This is a genomic window from Stenotrophomonas sp. PS02298 (genome assembly GCF_029959445.1).
In the GTDB taxonomy this organism is placed as follows: domain Bacteria; phylum Pseudomonadota; class Gammaproteobacteria; order Xanthomonadales; family Xanthomonadaceae; genus Stenotrophomonas.
This window is the reverse complement of the sequence record NZ_JASCOR010000024.1, coordinates 21,632-39,942: the sequence shown is the minus strand read 5'-3', so window position 1 is coordinate 39,942 and position 18,311 is coordinate 21,632. Positions and strand designations below refer to the sequence as shown.

The window sequence follows — 18,311 nt, the reverse complement described above, 5'->3', positions numbered from 1 at the left end:
GCCGAGCCATGCTCGGCAAGGGCATTACCGGTAAAGCCTCTGCCGAGCACGGCTCGGCACCACAGGGGCCACCCCGGCCGAGCATGGCTGGGCCCTGCCAGCCATGTGATTTTGCCGGTCATGTTCGGACCGGTATGCTGGCGCGCATGCAGCTATCTCGAATCACCCCGCTCCTTCTGTTCCTGGCGTCGCTGGCAGCAGCACCCCTTGCCCATGCCCGCGGCACCATCGAAAAAGTCCAGATCAAGGGTCTGGACAAGGGTGATGACGCCGAGATGATTGAAAACATCGAGGTGTCGCTGTCGGTCTACGATGCGATTGGCAAGGTGCAGGGCGAATCCCGACTGGAATACCTGCTGTCGCAGGCCGAGCGGCAGACCCGCACCGCGCTGGAGCCGTTCGGCTTCTACAATCCGAAGATCACCGTGGAAGCGCCGCGTACCGGCGAGACCCTGCAGGTACTGATCCAGGTCGACAAGGGCGAGCAGGTCAAGGTCCGCACCCAGGAACTGGCCATCACCGGCCCGGCCTCGCGCGACCAGTACCTGCAGGACGACATCGAGGCCTTCCACCCCAAGACTGGCGAAGCCTTCGACTCGGTGAACTACGAGGCCAGCAAGATCACCATCACCCGGCGCCTGGCCGAGCGTGGTTATTTCGATGCCGACTTCACCCAGCGCAAGGTGGAAGTGACCCGCGCCGAGAATGCCGCCGACATCTTCCTCACCTGGGACAGCGGCCGCCGCTACAACATGGGGCCGATCACCTTCGAGCAGGACTATTTCCGCCCGGGGCTGTTCGAGCCACTGGTGTATTGGGAGCAGGGCAGTTACTGGCATGAAGGCAAGCTTGATCGCCTGCGCGAGTCGCTGACCAAGCTGGATTACTTCAGTGTCATCGACATCCAGCCGCATCCGGAACAGGCCGATGACAACGGCGAGGTCCCGGTCAACGTCAAGCTGACCCGCGCCAAGCGCACCATCTATACCGCTGGTCTGAGCTATGGCAGCGAGAGCGGGCCGGGTGTGCGCGGTGGCGTCGAGCGTCGCTATGTCAACCGCCGTGGGCACAAGCTCAGCACCCAGCTGGACTACGCACAGAAGCGCAAGAGCTTCATCACCAGCTACCGCGTGCCGGGCTTCCGCTGGCTGGATGGGTGGTACAGCTATGCGATCAGTGCCTATGACGAGCAGACTGATTACATCGACCTGCGCAACGTCAAGCTGATCGCCAGCCGCAGCGGCGAGATCAACGAGCACTGGACCGCCATCGTCTCGATGAATGCCTTGCGCGAGCGTTGGCGCTACAGCTCCGGCGACCAGTTCAATGCCGCGGTCTACAACTATTCGACGCTGGTCTACCCGCAGCTCACCGCCGACTACGTCGATGTCGACGACAAGAGCTTCCCGCGCCGTGGCCTGAGCGGCAATGCCACCCTGCGTGGCGGCATCGAAGGGGCCGGTTCGGACACCAGCTTCATCCAGGCCGATGCCACCGTGCGTTGGTACATCCCGGTGGGCGATGCCGACCGGCTGATCCTGCGCGGACAGGCCGGCACCACCTGGACCAGCGATCTGGTCGCGATGCCGCCCAGCCTGCGTTACTTCGCCGGCGGTGACCGCTCCATCCGCGGCTATGCCTTCCGCGAAGTCGGCCCGCGTACGCCGGCACCGGACAAGTTCGCGCTGGGCGCGAAGAATCTTGCCGTGGGCTCGGTCGAGTACGAGCACTACTTCGGCGGCGGCCCCTGGGGCGGCGCGGTGTTCGTGGATACCGGCAGCGCCTTCGACAACAAGATTGACCTGCATACCGGTGTCGGCTTCGGCGTGCGCTGGAAGTCGCCCGTGGGCCCGGTGCGCATTGATATCGCGCATGGTTTGAACAACCCGGATTCGCAGTTCCAGCTGTACCTCAACATCGGAGCTGACCTGTGAGCCGCCGTCCCGACGAGGTGAGCCCGGAAGAGCGCGAAGCCCGCATCGCCGAGCTGCGTGCCAAGCGCAAGGCGCGACTGCGCACCTTGGCGGTGCGCAGTGGCATCACCATCACCGTGCTGGCGCTGCTGGGCCTGTTCGCGCTGTACTGGTTGCTGCAGACCGTAGCCGGCCGCGAGGTGCTGCTGGCGCAGGTGGTCGCGCGCCTGCCCGCCGGCTCATCACTGACCTGGAGCAAGGCCGAAGGCCCGCTGGCCGGCCCGTTGATCCTGCACGACCTGGATTTCCGCTACAACGAGCTGCACTTCACTGCCGGCCAGGCCTACCTGGATCCGGATATCCGCCCGCTGCTGGGCCGCAAGCTGCGCCTGGACGCGCTGCGCATCAGCGATGCCACGCTGGAGCTGGGGCCGTCGGAAGACAAGCCCTTCGAGCTGCCCAACTGGCCGGATGTATTGCCGGCCATCGAGTTGCCGCTGGCCTTGCAGGCCGACACCATCGTCATCGATGGCCTGCGCATCACCCAGCTGCAGCAGCCGATCATCGACATCAGCAAGGTGCGTGGTGGGCTTGAAGCTGCCAATGGCGAATTCACCGCCAGCCAGATCAAGGTCAACAGCAACCTCGGCGATTTCCGTATCGACGGCCACTATCTGCCGCGCAAGGACTACGCCACCGACCTGACCGTGCGCGCGCTGATGCCGCCACGTCCGGGCCAGCCCGCCGCGCGGCTGGGCCTGGTCGCACGTGGCAACCTGGCCCATATGGAAGTTGCGGTGGCCGGCTACGCGCCCAAGCCGCTGCATGTCAGTTTCATTCTGGATGGCCGCAGCGATCCGGTGTGGAACATGGCCGCGCGCAGCGAGCAGCTGGATATCGGCCAGCTGGTGCCCGCGCAGTTCCTGGGCGAAGCACCGGCACCGTTGGCGCTGGATTTCAACGCGCGTGGCCGCGGTGGCCAGGCGCGGTTGCAGGGCCGGGTGCGCCAGGGCGAGAACGAACTGGTGCTGGCGCCGTCCAATGTCGCCATCGACAAGCAGGTGCTGACGGTTGCGCCGCTGGTTGCCGAAGCCTTCGGCGGCAGCGTGCGGCTGCAGGGCACCGCCGATTTCAGCGACGCGCAGAACCCGGGCTTCCGCTTCGCGGTGGTGGCCAACCAGCTGACCTACACCCCCGAGCCGGACCCGAGTTCGCCGGACAGCACACCGGTGCCCTTGCATCTGAAAGAGGCGCGGCTGGGTGTGGCCGGCAACCTGAAGAACTGGGCCGCCGTTGGCAAGGCTGAAGTGGCGCGCGAAGCGCAGGACGCCAATCTTGATTTCGATGTGCGTGGCAACGACCAGCAGGCGCATATCGAACGGCTGCAGGCGAGCACGCCTGGTGGTTCGCTGGAACTGAAGGGCTCGGCGGCCTGGGCACCGACGCTGGCCTGGGATGTGGATGCAAGCCTGTCCAAGTTTGATCCCGGTTATTTCGCGCCGGGCTGGGAAGGCAACCTGTCCGGCTCGCTGGCCTCCAAGGGCAAGCAGTTGCCGGCCGTGGCCGGCAGCAACGACATGCGTTTCGAAGCCACGCTGGACGTGCCGCAGATCAACGGCATGCTGCGCGGCCGTCGCGTCGATGCACGCGCCAAGCTCGCACTGCAGGGTACGCAGGGCGAGGGCAATGTGCGGCTGGTGATGGGTGACAGCCAGATCGAGGCCAAGGGCAAGGTCGGCGACCGTCTGGATGTGGATGCGCGGCTGGAGCCGCTGCACCTGTCTGATCTGCTGCCCGGCGGCACCGGCAGCCTGGCCGGCACGCTGCAGCTGCACGGCACGCCCAGCCAGCCGGACATCACCGCCGACCTGCGCGGCAATGGCCTGCAATGGGACGATTGGAAGGCCCAGCAGATCAGCATCAACGGCCGTCTGCCATGGCAGGGCAACAACGGCGCGCTGGCGATCCACGGCAGCGCGATCGAGGTTGGCATGCTGCTCGACCAGGTCAACATCAATGCACGTGGCAGCGTGCAGAACCTGCAGCTGGACGCCGATACCCGCAATGAGCTGGGCGCGGTGGCGTTGAGTGGCAGCGTGCGCCAGCAGGGCCAGGCCTGGCGCGGCGAGCTGGCCTCGCTGCGGATCGCGCCGGTCAAGGGCGCGCCATGGCAGCTGCGGCAGGCGGCCACGTTCAGTGCGCAGGGCAGCAACTTCACCCTGTCCGATGCCTGTCTGGGTTCGGAGACCGGTGGTGCCCTGTGTATCGCCGCCAACTGGCCGCGCGAAGGCCTGCAGCTGCGCGGCGATGCCTTGCCGCTTGCCCTGGTGCAGCCATGGCTGCCGCCCAATGAAGGCCGCCGCATGTACCTGCGTGGCGAGCTCACCCTGGATGGCAACATCCGTCCGCGTGGCAATGCCTGGGAAGGTGGCTTCAAGGTAGCCTCGGCCGAAGGCGGCATCCGTCTGGGCGACAATGCCCGTGGCGAGCTGGTGCGTTACGACAATTTCTCGTTGAACGTCGACATGCTGCCAAACAGCATCAAGGGCTACCTCGGCGTCGGCTTCAAGGGCGACGGCTTCATCGATGCCAAGGTGCAGACCGGCTGGGAGCCCAGCGCGGCGCTCACCGGCGAGCTGTACATGAACATCGCGCGGTTGTACTGGCTGGAGCTGTTCTCGCCTGACCTGGTGCGCCCGCAAGGCTTGATCGAAGGCCACGTCAGCCTGCGCGGCACGCGCTCGCAGCCGACCCTGGGTGGCGAGGCCAAGCTCAGCAACTTCACCGGTGAATTCCCGGCGTTGGGCCTGACGCTGAGCGAAGGCAAGGGCAGCTTCATCGCCCAGCCCGATGGCTCGGCGCGCATCAGCGCCTCCACCAAGACCGGTGGCGAAGGCACGCTGCAGGTGGATGGCGGCCTGTCCTGGTTCGGCGATGCACAGCCCCTGCAGCTGCATATCCACGGCGACAAGGTGTTGATGGCCAACACCAGCGAACTGCGGGTGGTGGCCAATCCGGATCTGGACTTCACGTTGGCTGGCACGGCGATGGAACTGCGTGGCAGCGTGCATGTGCCCGAGGCGGATCTGGATCTTGAACGCCTGGATCGCGGCACCTCGGCGTCGGAAGACATCGTGGTGCTGGATCCGGTCGACCCGGAAGAAGGCCCGTCCTCGCCGCTGGACATGGACCTGACCGTCAGCCTCGGCGACAAGGTCAAGATGAGCGGCTTTGGCTTGAAGGGCGCGCTGACCGGCAGGATGCAGGTGCGTGCGCGCCCGGGCCACGAGATGACCGCCAACGGCGGCCTGGAAGTCAGTGGCCGCTACAAGGCCTACGGCCAGGACCTGACCATCACCGACGGCCAGCTGTTGTGGAACTACGGCGTGGTCTCCGACCCGCGCATCAACATCAAGGCACAGCGCTCGATTGGTGACATCACCGCCGGCATCCATGTCACCGGCCGTGCCCAGCAGCCCAAGGTCGACGTGTGGTCGGATCCGGCGATGTCGCAATCCGAATCGCTGGCGTATCTGGTGCTGGGGCGCAGCCTGAGCATGGCCAGCAGCGACCAGGCACAGCAGGTCAACGCGGCATCGGCGGCATTGTCGGCCGGCACTGGCCTGCTTGCTGCACAGGTGGGCGCCAAGATCGGCCTCGATGATGCTGGCGTCAGCCAGTCACGCGCGCTGGGCGGTTCGGTGATCGGCGTGGGCAAGTACATCACGCCCAAGCTCTACATCGGCTACGGCGTGTCACTGATCGGCAGCGGCTCGGTACTCACCTTGAAGTACCTGCTGCGGCGCGGCTTCGACATCGAAGTGGAATCGTCCACGGTCGAAAACCGCGGCTCGGTGAACTGGCGCACGGAGCGCTGAGCAGCAGCATGGGTGCTGTGGGATGTTGTGGGAGCGGCGTCAGCCGCGAAGCCACCACTCCCACCGCAGCCATTGACGCATTGGCCACGCCGAAGATCAATCCTGTCACGAGTTCGTGCTGCACTGGCTTCGCGGCTTACGCCGCTCCCACAAGCGTTGGCGTGACTGCTGGCGGTTGCCGCTCCAAGCGGGGGCCGCTACTGTCCACGGCTGTTCTGTAATCCGCTGGAGTTCCAATGACGCGTAAACCGCTTACCGCCGCGCTGGCGCTGGGCATGAGCCTGACCGCCGCTGCCGCCCACGCCAACGAAGGCATGTGGATGCCCACGCAGCTGCCGGAGCTGGCCAGGACGCTGAAGGATGCCGGCTTCAAGGGTGACCCCAAGCAGTTGGCCGATGTCACCGCGCCGCCGTTGAGCGCGGTGGTGCGTGTCGGTGGCGGTACCGGTTCGTTCGTCTCCGACGAGGGCCTGTTGCTGACCAATCACCACGTGGCCTATGGCGTCATCCAGTACAACGCCAGCAAGGAGCACAACTTCATCGATGACGGCTTCATCGCCCAGGGCCGCGACGACGAGCGCGCTGCCAATCCCGATTACCGGGTGCTGGTGACGGTCGGCTTCGACAAGGTCACCGACGAGGTGCTCAAGGACGCGCGTGGCAAGACCGGTCGCGGCTATTACGACGCGGTGGAGAGCGCGCGCAAGCGCATCGTCGCCGACTGCGAAGCCGAAGGCGGCGTGCGTTGCTCGGTGGCCAACATGTACTACGGCAGCGACTTCTACCGCATCCGCCAGCTGGAGCTGACCGACATCCGTCTGGTCTATGCACCGCCGCGTGCGATCGGCAACTACGGCGATGAAATCGACAACTTCATGTGGCCACGCCATACCGGCGATTTCACCCTGCTGCGTGCCTACGTCGGCAAGGATGGCAAGCCGGCGCCGTACAGCAAGGACAACGTGCCTTACCATCCGCCGGCGCACCTGAAGATGTCGCTGGATGGCCCGAAGGAAGGTGATTACGCGATGCTGGCCGGTTACCCGGGCACCACCTATCGCCTGCGCACCGCCGCCGAGTTCGCCAACCAGATCGACACCGTGCTGCCGCGTCGCGTGGAAGTGTTCCAACAGCTGATCGACGTGATCGAAGCGCAGGGCAAGGGCAATGCCGATGCACGCACGCGCTACGCTTCGCAGCTGCAGTCGTTGAAGAACAACCGCAAGCGCGCTGCCGGTGAACTGGAAGGCCTGCTGCGCAGCGATGCCAAGACCCAGCGTGCACAGGACGAACAGGCCATGCTGGCCAGCGCCGATGGCAGGTACAAGGCCGACATCGATGCACTGTTTGCGTCGCTGGCGGCGGACAGCGCGGTTGGCGGCAGCGAGTTCCTGATCACCCTGATGTCCAGCCAGACCCAGCTGCTGCGTTCGGCGTTGCTGTTGGAGCGGTTGCGGGTGGAGTCGCTCAAGCCCGATGCCGAGCGTGAAGCCGGCTATCAGCAGCGCGACCAGGCTTTGATCGAAGGTGTGCTCAAGCAGGTACAGCGTCGCTACGACCCGGCCGTTGAGAAGGCCTTGCTCACCGCATTGCTGACCCGCTACCAGCAGCTGCCCGATGCACAGCGCGATTCGCATTACGACAACCTGTTCGGTCGCACCCCGGCCGAGCTGGCCAGGCATCTGGATGAACTGTACGCACAGACAAAGCTCGGCGATGAAGCGCAGCGTCTTTCGCGCTTCGAAGCCGCACGCAAGGGTGGTTTCATCGAAGCCGATCCGCTGGTGTCGGTGGCCTCTGCACTGGTGATGGCACAGCTCAATGCCGAGCGCGACAGCAAGGAGCGCGCGGGCGAGCAGCTGCGTCTGCGTCCGTCCTACATGCAGGCATTGTTCGCCTGGCGCGCAAGCCAGGGCCGCGCGGTATACCCGGATGCCAACAGCACCCTGCGCATCAGCTACGGCAAGGTCGAGGCCCTGCATCCGCGTGACGCGGTCAGCTACTCGCCGGTGACCACGGTTGCGGGCATCGTCGAGAAGAACACCAACACGGTGCCGTTCGATGCGCCCAAGCCGCTGCTGGCGGCAATTGCCAAGGGCGATTTCGGCAGCACCGCCGATCCAGCGTTGAAGACGCAGACGGTGAACTTCCTGACCAACCTGGACACCACCGGTGGCAACTCCGGTTCGCCGGTGCTCAATGCCAAGGGCGAGCTGATTGGCCTGAACTTCGATTCCAACTGGGAATCGGTCAGCGCCAGCTGGTGGTTCGACCCGCGCTACAAGCGTGCCGTGCACGTGGACATGCGGTACCTGCGTTGGCTGTTGGCCAAGGTGTATCCGGCGCCCGCTCTGCTGCAGGAAATGGGCGTACCTGCCGAATAAGGGCGACTGAATGGGCGGCGCGAAAGGGCCGCCCATTCCATTCATAAAACGGTGTGTACCTCGTTTCGGCGATAACTGACATTACGCTAGGCTAAAATCCCGAGAATAGGTGGGCTGTCTACTGACGCCCGACAGGGAGAGTGTGTGGCATCGGATCTGAACTATGCGCCTGTGGGCGCAGCCAATCCCACGGCCTTGGCGCCATTGCGTATCTGGATTGTCGGCAAGCTGGAGTTGTTGCAGCCACTGCTGCCCTATGGGGCCCAGATCCAGGCCCTGGACAGTATTGAAGCGCTGTACCGCGAACTGGTGATCGTTCCCTGCGACATCGTGGTCATCGATACCACTTGGGTACGCGCCGGTATGGTCGAGACGGTCGAACACCTGCGCCGCCGTGATGATCTGGGGGTTGTCCTGTTGGTGGACCCCAACACCCCGCAACTGATTGCCGATGGCCTGTGGGCTGGTGCTGACGCGTGCCTGCCACATCGTCCGGAGCCGGAATTCCTCGCTGCCAAGCTGTACAGCCTGCGCCGGCGCTTGCCCGGTGAGGCGGCGCAGCTGATGGTGGTTGGCGGGGCCGACAGTGCCCCTTGCTGGGCGCTGGAATCCGATAGTTGGGACCTGCGTGGGCCCAATGCGCAGGTACTGGCGCTGACCGAAGCCGAACGCGCATTTCTCACTTTGCTCTTCTCATCGCAAGGCGAAACGGTTGCCCGCGAGCGCCTGATTGCGGCCCTCACCGACCAGCCCTGGAGCTTTGATCCGCACCGGATTGAAGTGTTGGTCCACCGTTTGCGTAACCGTGTGCAGTCGGCCACCGGCTGTACCCTCCCGATCCGCGCAGTTCGGGGTGCTGGCTACCGTTTGACGGTTTAGCTCATGCTTTTCAGTTGATCGTCAATGCACGAATTTGAAGGCATGCCGATTCGCATGCAATCGGGGTCAACGCCGATGAGTGGACCGACAGGTCGAGCAAACTTGAGTGTCGGCGTGGCACCGGCGCAGAGGCGCGCGAACAGTGGGTCACCATCAATCGTCTGTTCTACAAGGTCAACGAAGACTGGCGTCTGGCCTTGTGTGCCAATTACTCCGACACATCCGACAGCCTGAGCGCGCAGGACGGTGCCCGCTTGGCCGAGGTCAATGCCGGCTTTGCCTACCGTCCGCACGACAGCTCCCGCTGGGCCGCACTTGGCAGGTACACCTATCTGTACGAGCTGGCATCACCCGGACAGGTTGGTGGTGCCTCGGATGATCAGCGCTCGCATGTGTTGTCGTTGGACGGCATCTGGCAAATGTCTCAACGATGGGAGATGGCCGGAAAGCTCGCTTCGCGTCCCGGCGACTACCGCATGGGACGTGGCGAAGGGGCCTGGCTGGACAGTCGTGCCGACTTCTTCAAGCTTGGCGTCGGCAATAACTTCACCAACGTCAGTGACGACTTGACCCATCCTCGGCTTGATAACAAGGGTTGGTGCATCACTATGACCGGCTATTACCAAGTAATCGCTGGTGATTGATCCGAGCGCCCAGGTCATGCCGGGGCGTTCTTCTGCGCGGCCGCCGAGCTGACAAGGCCGCTGGATGCCCGGGAATCGAGGGAATGGCTACACTGGCCCGGCTAAGTCGCACGGGAACTACCCTTGGTCTCCAGCTGGATCCTGCTCCTGGTCTCACTCTGCTATGCCGCGCTGCTGTTCGGGGTGGCGTGGTGGGGTGATCGTCGCCCGCTGTATCCGGACCGCCCGTGGCTGCGGCCGGTGGTCTACAGCCTTGCGCTGGCGGTCTATTGCTCGTCCTGGACCTTCTACGGTGCGGTCGGCTCGGCGGTGCGCTACGGCATCGGCTACCTGCCTATTTATCTTGGCCCACTGCTGATGCTGATGTTCGGCTGGCGGATCATCGAACGGCTGGCGCTGATCGCCCGCAGCGAGAACGTGGTCTCCATCGCCGACTTCATTTCCTCGCGCTTTGGCCGCTCGCGGCGGTTGGCGGCGTTGGTCGCTTTGATCGCCCTGATCGGTGTGGTGCCGTACCTGGCCTTGCAGTACAAGGCCGTGGCGATGAGCCTGCAGGTGCTGACCGGGGATGCCGCCGGCAAGGGTTTCCTGACCGATCCGGCGCTGTATGTCTCGCTGCTGATGGCCTTGTTCGCCATCCTGTTCGGTACCCGCCAGGTCGATGCCACCGAGCACCATTACGGCATGATGCTGGCCATCGCCGTCGAATCGCTGATCAAGCTACTGGCCATGGTCGCCATCGGCGTATTCGCCTATGTGTGGCTGACCGACCGCGGCGAGTCGGTGGTGCAGTCGGCACGCACCTTGTTTGAAGGCATGCCGCCGGTGGGCTTCGTCTCGCAGACGCTGCTCAGTTTCCTGGCCCTGATCTGCCTGCCTCGGCAGTTCCACGTCGCGGTGGTGGAGTGCGGCAATGCCGGCGATGTGCGCAGCGCACGCTGGATGTTCGGTGCTTACCTGGTGCTGATTTCCTTGATGATCGTGCCAATCGCCACTGCCGGCGCGGCGATGTTCGGCACCGGCCTGGCCTCGGACGACACCCTGGTACTAGCCTTGCCGATGCTTGCCGGCAATACAACGCTCGCTTTGATTGCTTACATCGGCGGCTTCTCCGCGGCCACCGGCATGGTCATCGTGTCCTCGATCGCGCTGGCGACGATGATCAGCAACGATCTCGTCATGCCGCTGCTGCTGCGGCGCAGTGGCGACCACCGCGAGGCTGCCAATGTCGCCTCGCGCGTGTTGTGGATCCGGCGCATGGCGATCGTGCTGCTGGCGCTGGTCGCGTATGGCTATTACCGCGGCAGCAACGACGACACCATGCTGGCCGCCTACGGATTGATGGCCTTCGCCGCGGTCGCGCAGTTCGCACCGGGCCTGCTCGGTGGCCTGTACTGGCGTGGCGCCAGCCGCCGCGGGGTAGAAACCGGCATGCTGGTCGGTTTTGTGGTCTGGGCCTACACCTTGCTGGTGCCGGCGCTGAGCCACGGCGGCTGGCTGGATGCGAGCCTGCTCACGCAGGGGCCGTTCGGCATCGACTGGTTGCGGCCACAGCAGTTGTTCGGCCTGACCGGTTGGGACCCACTGACCCATGGCACCTTCTGGTCGCTGCTGATCAACACCGTGACTATGTTGCTGGTGTCGATGCGCTGGCGCCCGGATGTCGCCGAGCGCCTGCGCGCGGCACCGTTCCTGGATCCTTATGCCAAGCGGCCGGTGGTCGCCGGTGACTGGCCGGCGCACGTCAAGGTCCGCGATCTGCTGGCCTTGGCCACGCGCGTCATCGGTGACAACCGTGCGCGGCGCTCGTTCGGCGAACAGGCGCAGTTGCTTGAGCGTGAATTCCAACCTGCCGCTGCCGCCGACCGAGTCTGGGTGCAGTTCACCGAACGCCTGCTCGCCGCCTCCATCGGTGCAGCGTCCGCGCGCCTGCTGCTGACCAGCCTGCTGCGCGGCTCGGGCATGGATCTTGGTGAAGTGGTGGCGGTACTGGATGAGGCGGGGCAGGAGCTGCGCTTCAACCGCGAAATTCTCTCCACCACGCTGGAGAACATCAGCGCAGGCGTCAGTGTGGTCGATCCGGAAATGCGCTTGACCGCATGGAACCGGCGCTACCAGCAGATGTTTGGTTACCCGGACGGCATGCTTTACGTCGGCCGCCCGGTCGCCGACCTGATCCGCTACAACGCCGAGCGCGGCGAGCTGGGTTCGGGTGATACCGAAGTGCAGATCAATCGCCGTATCGGCTATATGCGTGCTGGTTCACCGCACGTGTTCGAACGCACCGGCGCCGATGGCAAGGTGATCGAGCTGCGTGGCCAGGCCTTGCCCGGTGGCGGCTATGTGACCAGCTACAACGACATCACGGATTTCAAGAATGCCGAGCAGGCGCTGCTGGAAGCCAACGAAACCCTGGAGCAGCGCGTCGCCGAGCGTTCGCAGGCAGCCGAGACAGCGCAGCAATCCAAGACGCGCTTCCTCGCCGCGATCAGCCATGACGTGTTGCAGCCACTGAATGCAGCGCGGCTTTTTGCATCGGCCCTGCGCGACAGCCTGCACGAGACCGACGAGCAGCGGCATCTGGCCGAGCGTGTGGATGCTTCCCTGCGTGCGGCCGAAGAGTTGCTGGATGGTCTGTTGGACGTGTCGCGACTGGATGCAGGCGGCCTGCGCCCGACCATCAGCGAGTTCGATGCCAGCGTGCTGGTACGCGAGCTCGCTGCACAGTACACGCCGGTAGCGGCAGGGCGAGGCCTGCGCTTGCATGTGTTCGCACGCACTGCCTGGGTGCGCAGTGATCGACGCCTGCTGCGTCGTGTGCTGCAGAATTTCATGGCCAACGCCCTGCGCTATACCCGCAGTGGCCGCATCGTGCTGGCGCTGCGCGTGCGTGGTGACGAGGTTGAACTGCAGGTATGGGATACCGGCCCGGGCATTCCCGAGCATCACATGCAGCAGATCTTCAATGAGTTCCATCGCTACCAGCAGCCGTTCGACTGGGGCGAGCAGGGCCTGGGCCTGGGCTTGTCGATCTGCCAGCGCATCTCGCGCCTGCTTGACCACGGTTTGAACGCGCGCAGCCAACCCGGCCACGGCAGCATGTTCTCGATCACCCTGCCGCGGGTGGAAACACCGGCAGTACCGCTGCCGGCGCCGCGTCAGCCGACCGCTTTTGGTGGTGATGACTCGCTGGCCGGCCTGCGCGTGCTGTGCGTGGACAACGACCAGGAAATCCTCGACGGCATGCGCGCCTTGCTCGGCCGCTGGAAGGTGGAGGTCATCGCTGCCAGCACGGTGGACATGGCGCTGGAGAAATTGAGTGAACAGCCCGATGTGATGCTGGTGGACTACCACCTGCACGATCGGCTCGATGGCCTGGACACCCTGCTCGCCCTGCGCGAAGCCGCGCGCCGTCCTTTGCCTGGTGCATTGCTGACCGCCGATGGCCGCGATGAGTTGAAGCGCATGGCCCGCGAACGTGGCTACCGCGTGTTGACCAAGCCGGTGAAGCCGGCCTCGCTGCGCGCGTTCCTGACCGCATTGAACGACCCGCGCCGACGCTAGCAGCCAGCACTGTGCTTTACCAGCAAAAGCGGCCCTCACCCCAACCCCTCTCCGGTGATCGGGAGAGGGGCTAGATCTGTAGTGCCGAGCCATGCTCGGCAGAGGCCTTATCGGCTATGCCCCAGCGCATCATGGCTGCGCTTGCTTCGCGGCTCACGCCGCTCCCGCAGGTCACCCAACGGCGGCCGCAGCCGTCAGATGCTCGTACAGGATCGCGCAGCCGATGATGATCAGGATCACGCCGCCAACGATTTCCGCACGCTTGCCAACCACCGCCCCCAGGGCGCGGCCCAGCATGATGCCGATGGTCACCATGACCATCGTGCACAGGCCGATCACCAGCGCGACCACGCCGATATGCACGTCAAGGAAGGCCAGGCCGACGCCGATCGCCATCGCATCGATGCTGGTGGCGAAGCCGGTCACGGCAAGCGTCCAGAAACTCTTGTGCTGCTCGCCTGCGTCGTCATCACCGTCGCCTTCGGTTTCATCATCAGGCTTCAGGCCGGCGATGATCATGTGCGCGCCGAGTACCCCGAGCAGGCCGAACGCGATCCAGTGATCGAAGGCCTGCACATACTGCGAGGCAGCGCGGCCCAGCAACCAGCCGATGATCGGCGTGATTGCCTCGATGACGCCGAAGATCAAGCCTGCGCGCAGTGCATCAATCAGGCGCGGCTTGCGCATGGCTGCGCCCTTGCCGACCGCCGCGGCGAAGGCGTCGGTGGACATGGCGAAACCGATCAGAACAATGGAAATGGGAGACATCTGGACTACCGGGTCGGGCGGACGCAAACGGCATGCGTCGCGCCCAACCGTAGTTGCGCACGCATGCCGCTGGTCTCGCCAACCGGGTCTGGCTGCCCACACCACGGCGCACTGGCCGAGTGTGTTGATGTGGGCGCTTCCAATGCTGGAAGCAGGCTACTCCCCAAGGGAGCGCGGATTCTAGCATGGCCCCCCAATCTGAACGGACAGCCCCGGGATGCCAGCTTGGCGGCGGAACTGAAAGATCACTGTCATGGATGCATGGCCTGATACGCGCGCACGGCTGGCGCAGCGCGGCAATTTCCTGCAAATCAGCACTCAAGAAACCTGATGTGCGGCCGATTTCGAGGCATCTCTACGCCCGGAGTGCGGCATGAAGTTCCCCCTTGGTATCGCCCAGAAACTGCGTCTGAGCCTGCTGGCGCTGGTGGTCGGCCTGCTCGTCATCGGCTCGGCCTATGCCTGGCTCAGTGTTGGCATGCGCAGTGCCGACCAGCGGCTGCAGAGTTACCAGCAGGATGCAGCGCAGCTGGAGGCGCTGGTGGCTGCGTTTGCCGAGGCGCGCCGCGCCCAGGCCGAGTATGCCATGTCGTTCTCGGCAGTCGCCGGGCAGGCGTTTGTGGCCGCCAATGGCCGCCTGCAGGCGCTGCTGGCCACGGACAGGAAGGACGCAGGTTGGGAGCAGGCGTTGCGCGCGCCACTGCTTGAGTATGTTCAGTCCGGGCAGGCATTGGATCAGCGCATCACCGAACTTGGCCACGATGCCGACAGCGGCATGCAGGGCCAGCTGCGCAATGCCGTGCACGAAGTGGAGAACCTGATCGGCGAGCATCCGGATGCGGCCTTGCAGGTGTCGATGCTGACCATGCGCCGCTACGAGAAGGACTTCATCCTGCGCCGTGAGCAGAAGTACGCGGATGAGCTGAGTGCGCAGGTGATGCCCTTCGAGCTGCTGCTGCAGGCAGCGCGCATGCCGGACGGCAGCAAGCAGCAGGTACGCGATGCGATGCAGCGCTACCAGGAGGCATTCCTGTCCTATGCAGCGGCGCGCTACGGGGCCGACAGCGAGACCCAGGCGATGGACGACCTTGCCGCCAAGGCCTTGCCGGTGCTGACACGCTTGCAGCAGGCACAGCGCGCCAGCCTGGCCAAGCAACGCGACGAACAGGCCGCAGCGCGACGTTGGATGGATGCCGCCTTCGCTGCCACCGTGCTGGTGGTTGGCTTGTTGCTGGTCAGTCTGCTGCTGTTGCTGTTGCGAGCGGTGGAACGGCCGCTGGCCGACGCAGCGGCATTCGCCCGCGCCATTGCCGACGATGACCTGGACGGCCAGTTGGTGGTGCGCAACGCGCATGACGAGATTGGTCGGTTGGCGGCGGCGCTGATGCAGATGCAGTCCAGCCTGCGCGAGCGCATTGCCGGCGAGCGCCTGGCGGCGGGCGCCAACCAGCGGGTACGCCAGGCATTGGACGTGGCCAGCGCTGCGGTGCTGGTGACGGATGCCGCAGGCCACGTGGTCTATGCCAATTCGGCGTTGCAGCAGGCATTCGCCGAGGCCGGGATCGAAGGAGCGGCCGAGGTGGGCAGCGAGGTGGCCGAACTCGGGCCGGCAGTTGCCGCACTCATGCGGGCTGCCTTCGAGCAGAGCATGGCGATGGACGCGGAGGTGGAGCTGGGCAACAGCGGCTTCCTGCTGCGGGCCAGCCCGGTGCTGGAAGCTGATCGGGTACTTGGTCTGGTGATGGAATGGCAGGACCGACGGCTTGAGCGGGTGATCGTCAACGAAGTGGCCGCGGTGGTCGCGGCAGCGACCGCCGGCGACCTGCAGGGACGCATCGTGCTGGCCGACAAGCAGGGCTTCGTGCTGCAGCTGGGCGAGCGCATCAACTCCCTGCTGGACAGCGTGCAGGCGCAGGTGGGGGATGCGACGCGGGTGATCGGCCACTTCGCCCACGGTGACCTGAGTGCGCGCATGCGCGGCGACGGCCAGGGCATCTACGCACGCCTGCGGCAAGGGCTGGAGGAGGCCATGCAGCAGGTCGGCGGCATCGTCGCCCGCATCCAGCAGTCGGCGGGCAGCGTGCAGGCAGCGGTGGGCGACATGGCCAGTGGTACCGCCGACCTGTCCGGGCGCGTGGAACAGCAGGTGGGTGACGTGCAGGAGGCGTTGCAGCGGGTGCGCTCGGTGGCCGGTGAGGCGCGCGAGAATGCCGGCAGTGCGCGCGAGAGTGCGCTGGTGTCGGCGCAGGCCAGCGATGCGGCCGAACGCGGGCGCCAGGCCACGGCGGCCGCGATCACTGGCATGGACCAGCTGCGGGCGTCCTCACGACACATCCGCGAGATCGTCGCCACCGTCGACAGCCTGTCGTTCCAGACCAATCTGCTGGCACTGAACGCTGCGGTCGAGGCCGCGCGGGCCGGCAGCCACGGACGTGGCTTCGCGGTGGTGGCCAACGAGGTGCGCCAGCTGGCGCAGCGCTCGGCGGAGGCATCCAAGCAGATCCGCGGCCTGATCGACGCATCGCTGCGGCAGGTGGAGGAAGGCGCGCGGCTGGCTGACAGCAGCGGTGCGGCGATGCAGGACATTGGTGGTCGGGTGGCGCAGGTGGCCAGCGCGCTGGAACGGATCGATGCAGGCTCGGCGCGGCAGGTCAGCGCGGTGGATGATGTGGAGCGCCTGCTGCGGCGTATCGGTGAAGGCACCCGCCAGAGTGGCGAGGTCGCACGCGCCTCATCGCATGCCGCGCAGGCGATGCGCGAGCAGACGCAGGAGCTGGCCGCAGCGGCGGAAGTGTTCGTGGTCGATGCGACGGCGGCAGCGGAGCCGGTGCTGCAGCGCTCGGCATGAGCTGCAGCTCCCCCTTGCGCAACGCGCAGGGGAGGGCTGGGGAGGGGTGCTGTTCGCGGGCAAGCCAGACAACGCGCAGAAGCAACAACCAAAGCCACCCCCTCCCAACCTCCCCCTTGGCTGCGCCAAAGGGGAGGGGCAGCAGCTCCCTCCCTTGCGCAACGCGCAGGGGAGGGTTGGGGAGGGGGCTGTTCGCGGGCAAGCCAGGCAACGCGCAGAAGCAACAGCCAAAGCCACCCCCTCCCAACCTCCCCCTTGGCTGCGCCAAAGGGGAGGGGCCAGGCTCCCTCCCTTGCGCAACGCGCAGGGGAGGGCTGGGGAGGGGTGCTGTTCGCGGGCAAGCCAGGCAACGCGCAGAAGCAACAGCCAAAGCTACCCCCTCCCAACCTCCCCCTTGGCTGCGCCAAAGGAAAGGGGCCAGGCTCCCTCCCTTGCGCAACGCGCAGGGGAGGGCTGGGGAGGGGTGCTGTTCGCGGGCAAGCCAGGCAACGCGCAGAAGCAACAGCCAAAGCTACCCCCTCCCAACCTCCCCCTTGGCTGCGCCAAAGGGGAGGGGCTGGAGCTCCCTCGCTTGCGCAACGCGCAGGGGGGTGTGCAAGGGTGGTTTTCAGCGCTCAGCCGCAGGCAAGCGCCGGCAGCAACTCAATCTTCTTCCGGCGGCAGCACGATGGCGTCGTCGTCGATCGCCAGCTTGCCGGCCATCAGCACCGCCTGGGTGCGGTTGGTAACGCCGAGCTTGCGCAGGATGGCGGTGACGTGGGCCTTGATGGTGGCCTCGGAGACGCCCAGGTCATAGGCGATCTGCTTGTTCAGGCGGCCCACGCCGAGCATCTGCAGCACGCGGAACTGCTGCGGGGTCAGTTCGCGCAGGCGCTGGCCGACTTCGCGTTCTTCATTCGGGGTCGGCGGCACGTTGTGCGCCTCCGCCGGTGCCCAGCGCTCGCCATCGAGGATGGTGCCCAGCGCATGGCCGATGGTGTCCGAATCGGCGGATTTTGGAATGAAGCCGAATGCGCCATGGTCCAGTGCGCGTCGCATCACCGTCGCTTCCTCGCGTGCGGAGACCACCACGATGGGCAGCTGCGGGTGCAGCGAACGCAGGTGCACCAGCGCGTTGAAGCCTTGTGCGCCGGGCATGTTGAGGTCCATCAGCACAAGGTCGGCATCGGGGTGTTGTTCGGCCAGTGCGTACAGCGCTTCGACGCTGTCGGCCTCCATCAGCTGCACGCCGGGAATGACGCGTTGCACCGCGCCCTTGAGGGCTTCGCGGAACAGCGGATGGTCATCGGCAATGAGGAGGGTAGGCATATGCGATCCAATGCTGAAGTAAGGGGCGTGACGCCCTTCCGGTGAAACAGGATACCGGTACAGATGCCGATCCACGCCCTCCACATGGACCAACAGCCGGGGCACCGTGGTGCCCCGGGCTTGTA

The 18,311-nt window shown here is 65.5% G+C and carries 9 protein-coding genes and 1 riboswitch; of the genes, 7 read left to right on the top strand and 2 right to left on the bottom strand.

Annotation, left to right across the window (positions count from 1 at the left end; translation table 11 throughout):
• The first annotated feature begins 134 nt into the window (after positions 1–134).
• The 6 genes from QMX78_RS05890 (at position 135) to QMX78_RS05865 (ending at position 13,262) form a co-directional block, all read left to right on the top strand.
• Complete coding sequence (locus QMX78_RS05890; RefSeq protein ID WP_282267514.1) at positions 135–1,934, top strand: autotransporter assembly complex family protein; 1,800 nt, start codon at positions 135–137, stop codon at positions 1,932–1,934.
• 86 nt (positions 1,935–2,020) lie between these two features.
• A complete protein-coding gene (locus tag QMX78_RS05885; protein WP_282267512.1) occupies positions 2,021–5,791 on the top strand; it encodes a translocation/assembly module TamB domain-containing protein in 3,771 nt (1,256 codons plus the stop codon).
• A gap of 236 nt (positions 5,792–6,027) precedes the next feature.
• Complete coding sequence (locus QMX78_RS05880; protein WP_282267510.1) at positions 6,028–8,175, top strand: S46 family peptidase; 2,148 nt, start codon at positions 6,028–6,030, stop codon at positions 8,173–8,175.
• A 144-nt stretch (positions 8,176–8,319) separates the two neighbouring features.
• A complete protein-coding gene (locus tag QMX78_RS05875) occupies positions 8,320–9,054 on the top strand; it encodes a winged helix-turn-helix domain-containing protein (protein ID WP_282267509.1) in 735 nt (244 codons plus the stop codon).
• 197 nt (positions 9,055–9,251) lie between these two features.
• Complete coding sequence (locus QMX78_RS05870) at positions 9,252–9,698, top strand: hypothetical protein (RefSeq protein ID WP_282267508.1); 447 nt, start codon at positions 9,252–9,254, stop codon at positions 9,696–9,698.
• Between the two features lie 123 nt (positions 9,699–9,821).
• Positions 9,822–13,262 carry a PAS domain-containing hybrid sensor histidine kinase/response regulator gene (locus QMX78_RS05865; RefSeq protein WP_282267507.1) on the top strand — a complete coding sequence of 1,147 codons (3,441 nt, stop codon included), beginning with the start codon at positions 9,822–9,824 and terminating at the stop codon, positions 13,260–13,262.
• A 171-nt stretch (positions 13,263–13,433) separates the two neighbouring features.
• Here the strand turns inward: QMX78_RS05865 and QMX78_RS05860 are convergent, their stop codons facing one another.
• Entirely contained in the window at positions 13,434–14,030 is a 597-nt protein-coding gene (locus tag QMX78_RS05860; protein ID WP_282267505.1) for a manganese efflux pump MntP family protein, read from the bottom strand.
• An 11-nt stretch (positions 14,031–14,041) separates the two neighbouring features.
• A riboswitch (yybP-ykoY riboswitch) is annotated at positions 14,042–14,200 on the bottom strand.
• A 203-nt stretch (positions 14,201–14,403) separates the two neighbouring features.
• Here QMX78_RS05860 and QMX78_RS05855 point away from each other — a divergent pair.
• Complete coding sequence (locus tag QMX78_RS05855) at positions 14,404–16,878, top strand: methyl-accepting chemotaxis protein (protein WP_282267502.1); 2,475 nt, start codon at positions 14,404–14,406, stop codon at positions 16,876–16,878.
• Positions 16,879–17,520: 642 nt separating this feature from the next.
• Here the strand turns inward: QMX78_RS05855 and QMX78_RS05850 are convergent.
• Positions 17,521–18,186: a response regulator transcription factor gene (locus tag QMX78_RS05850; protein WP_057629262.1), complete on the bottom strand. Its 666-nt coding sequence runs from the start codon at positions 18,184–18,186 to the stop codon at positions 17,521–17,523.
• Positions 18,187–18,311: the final 125 nt, after the last annotated feature.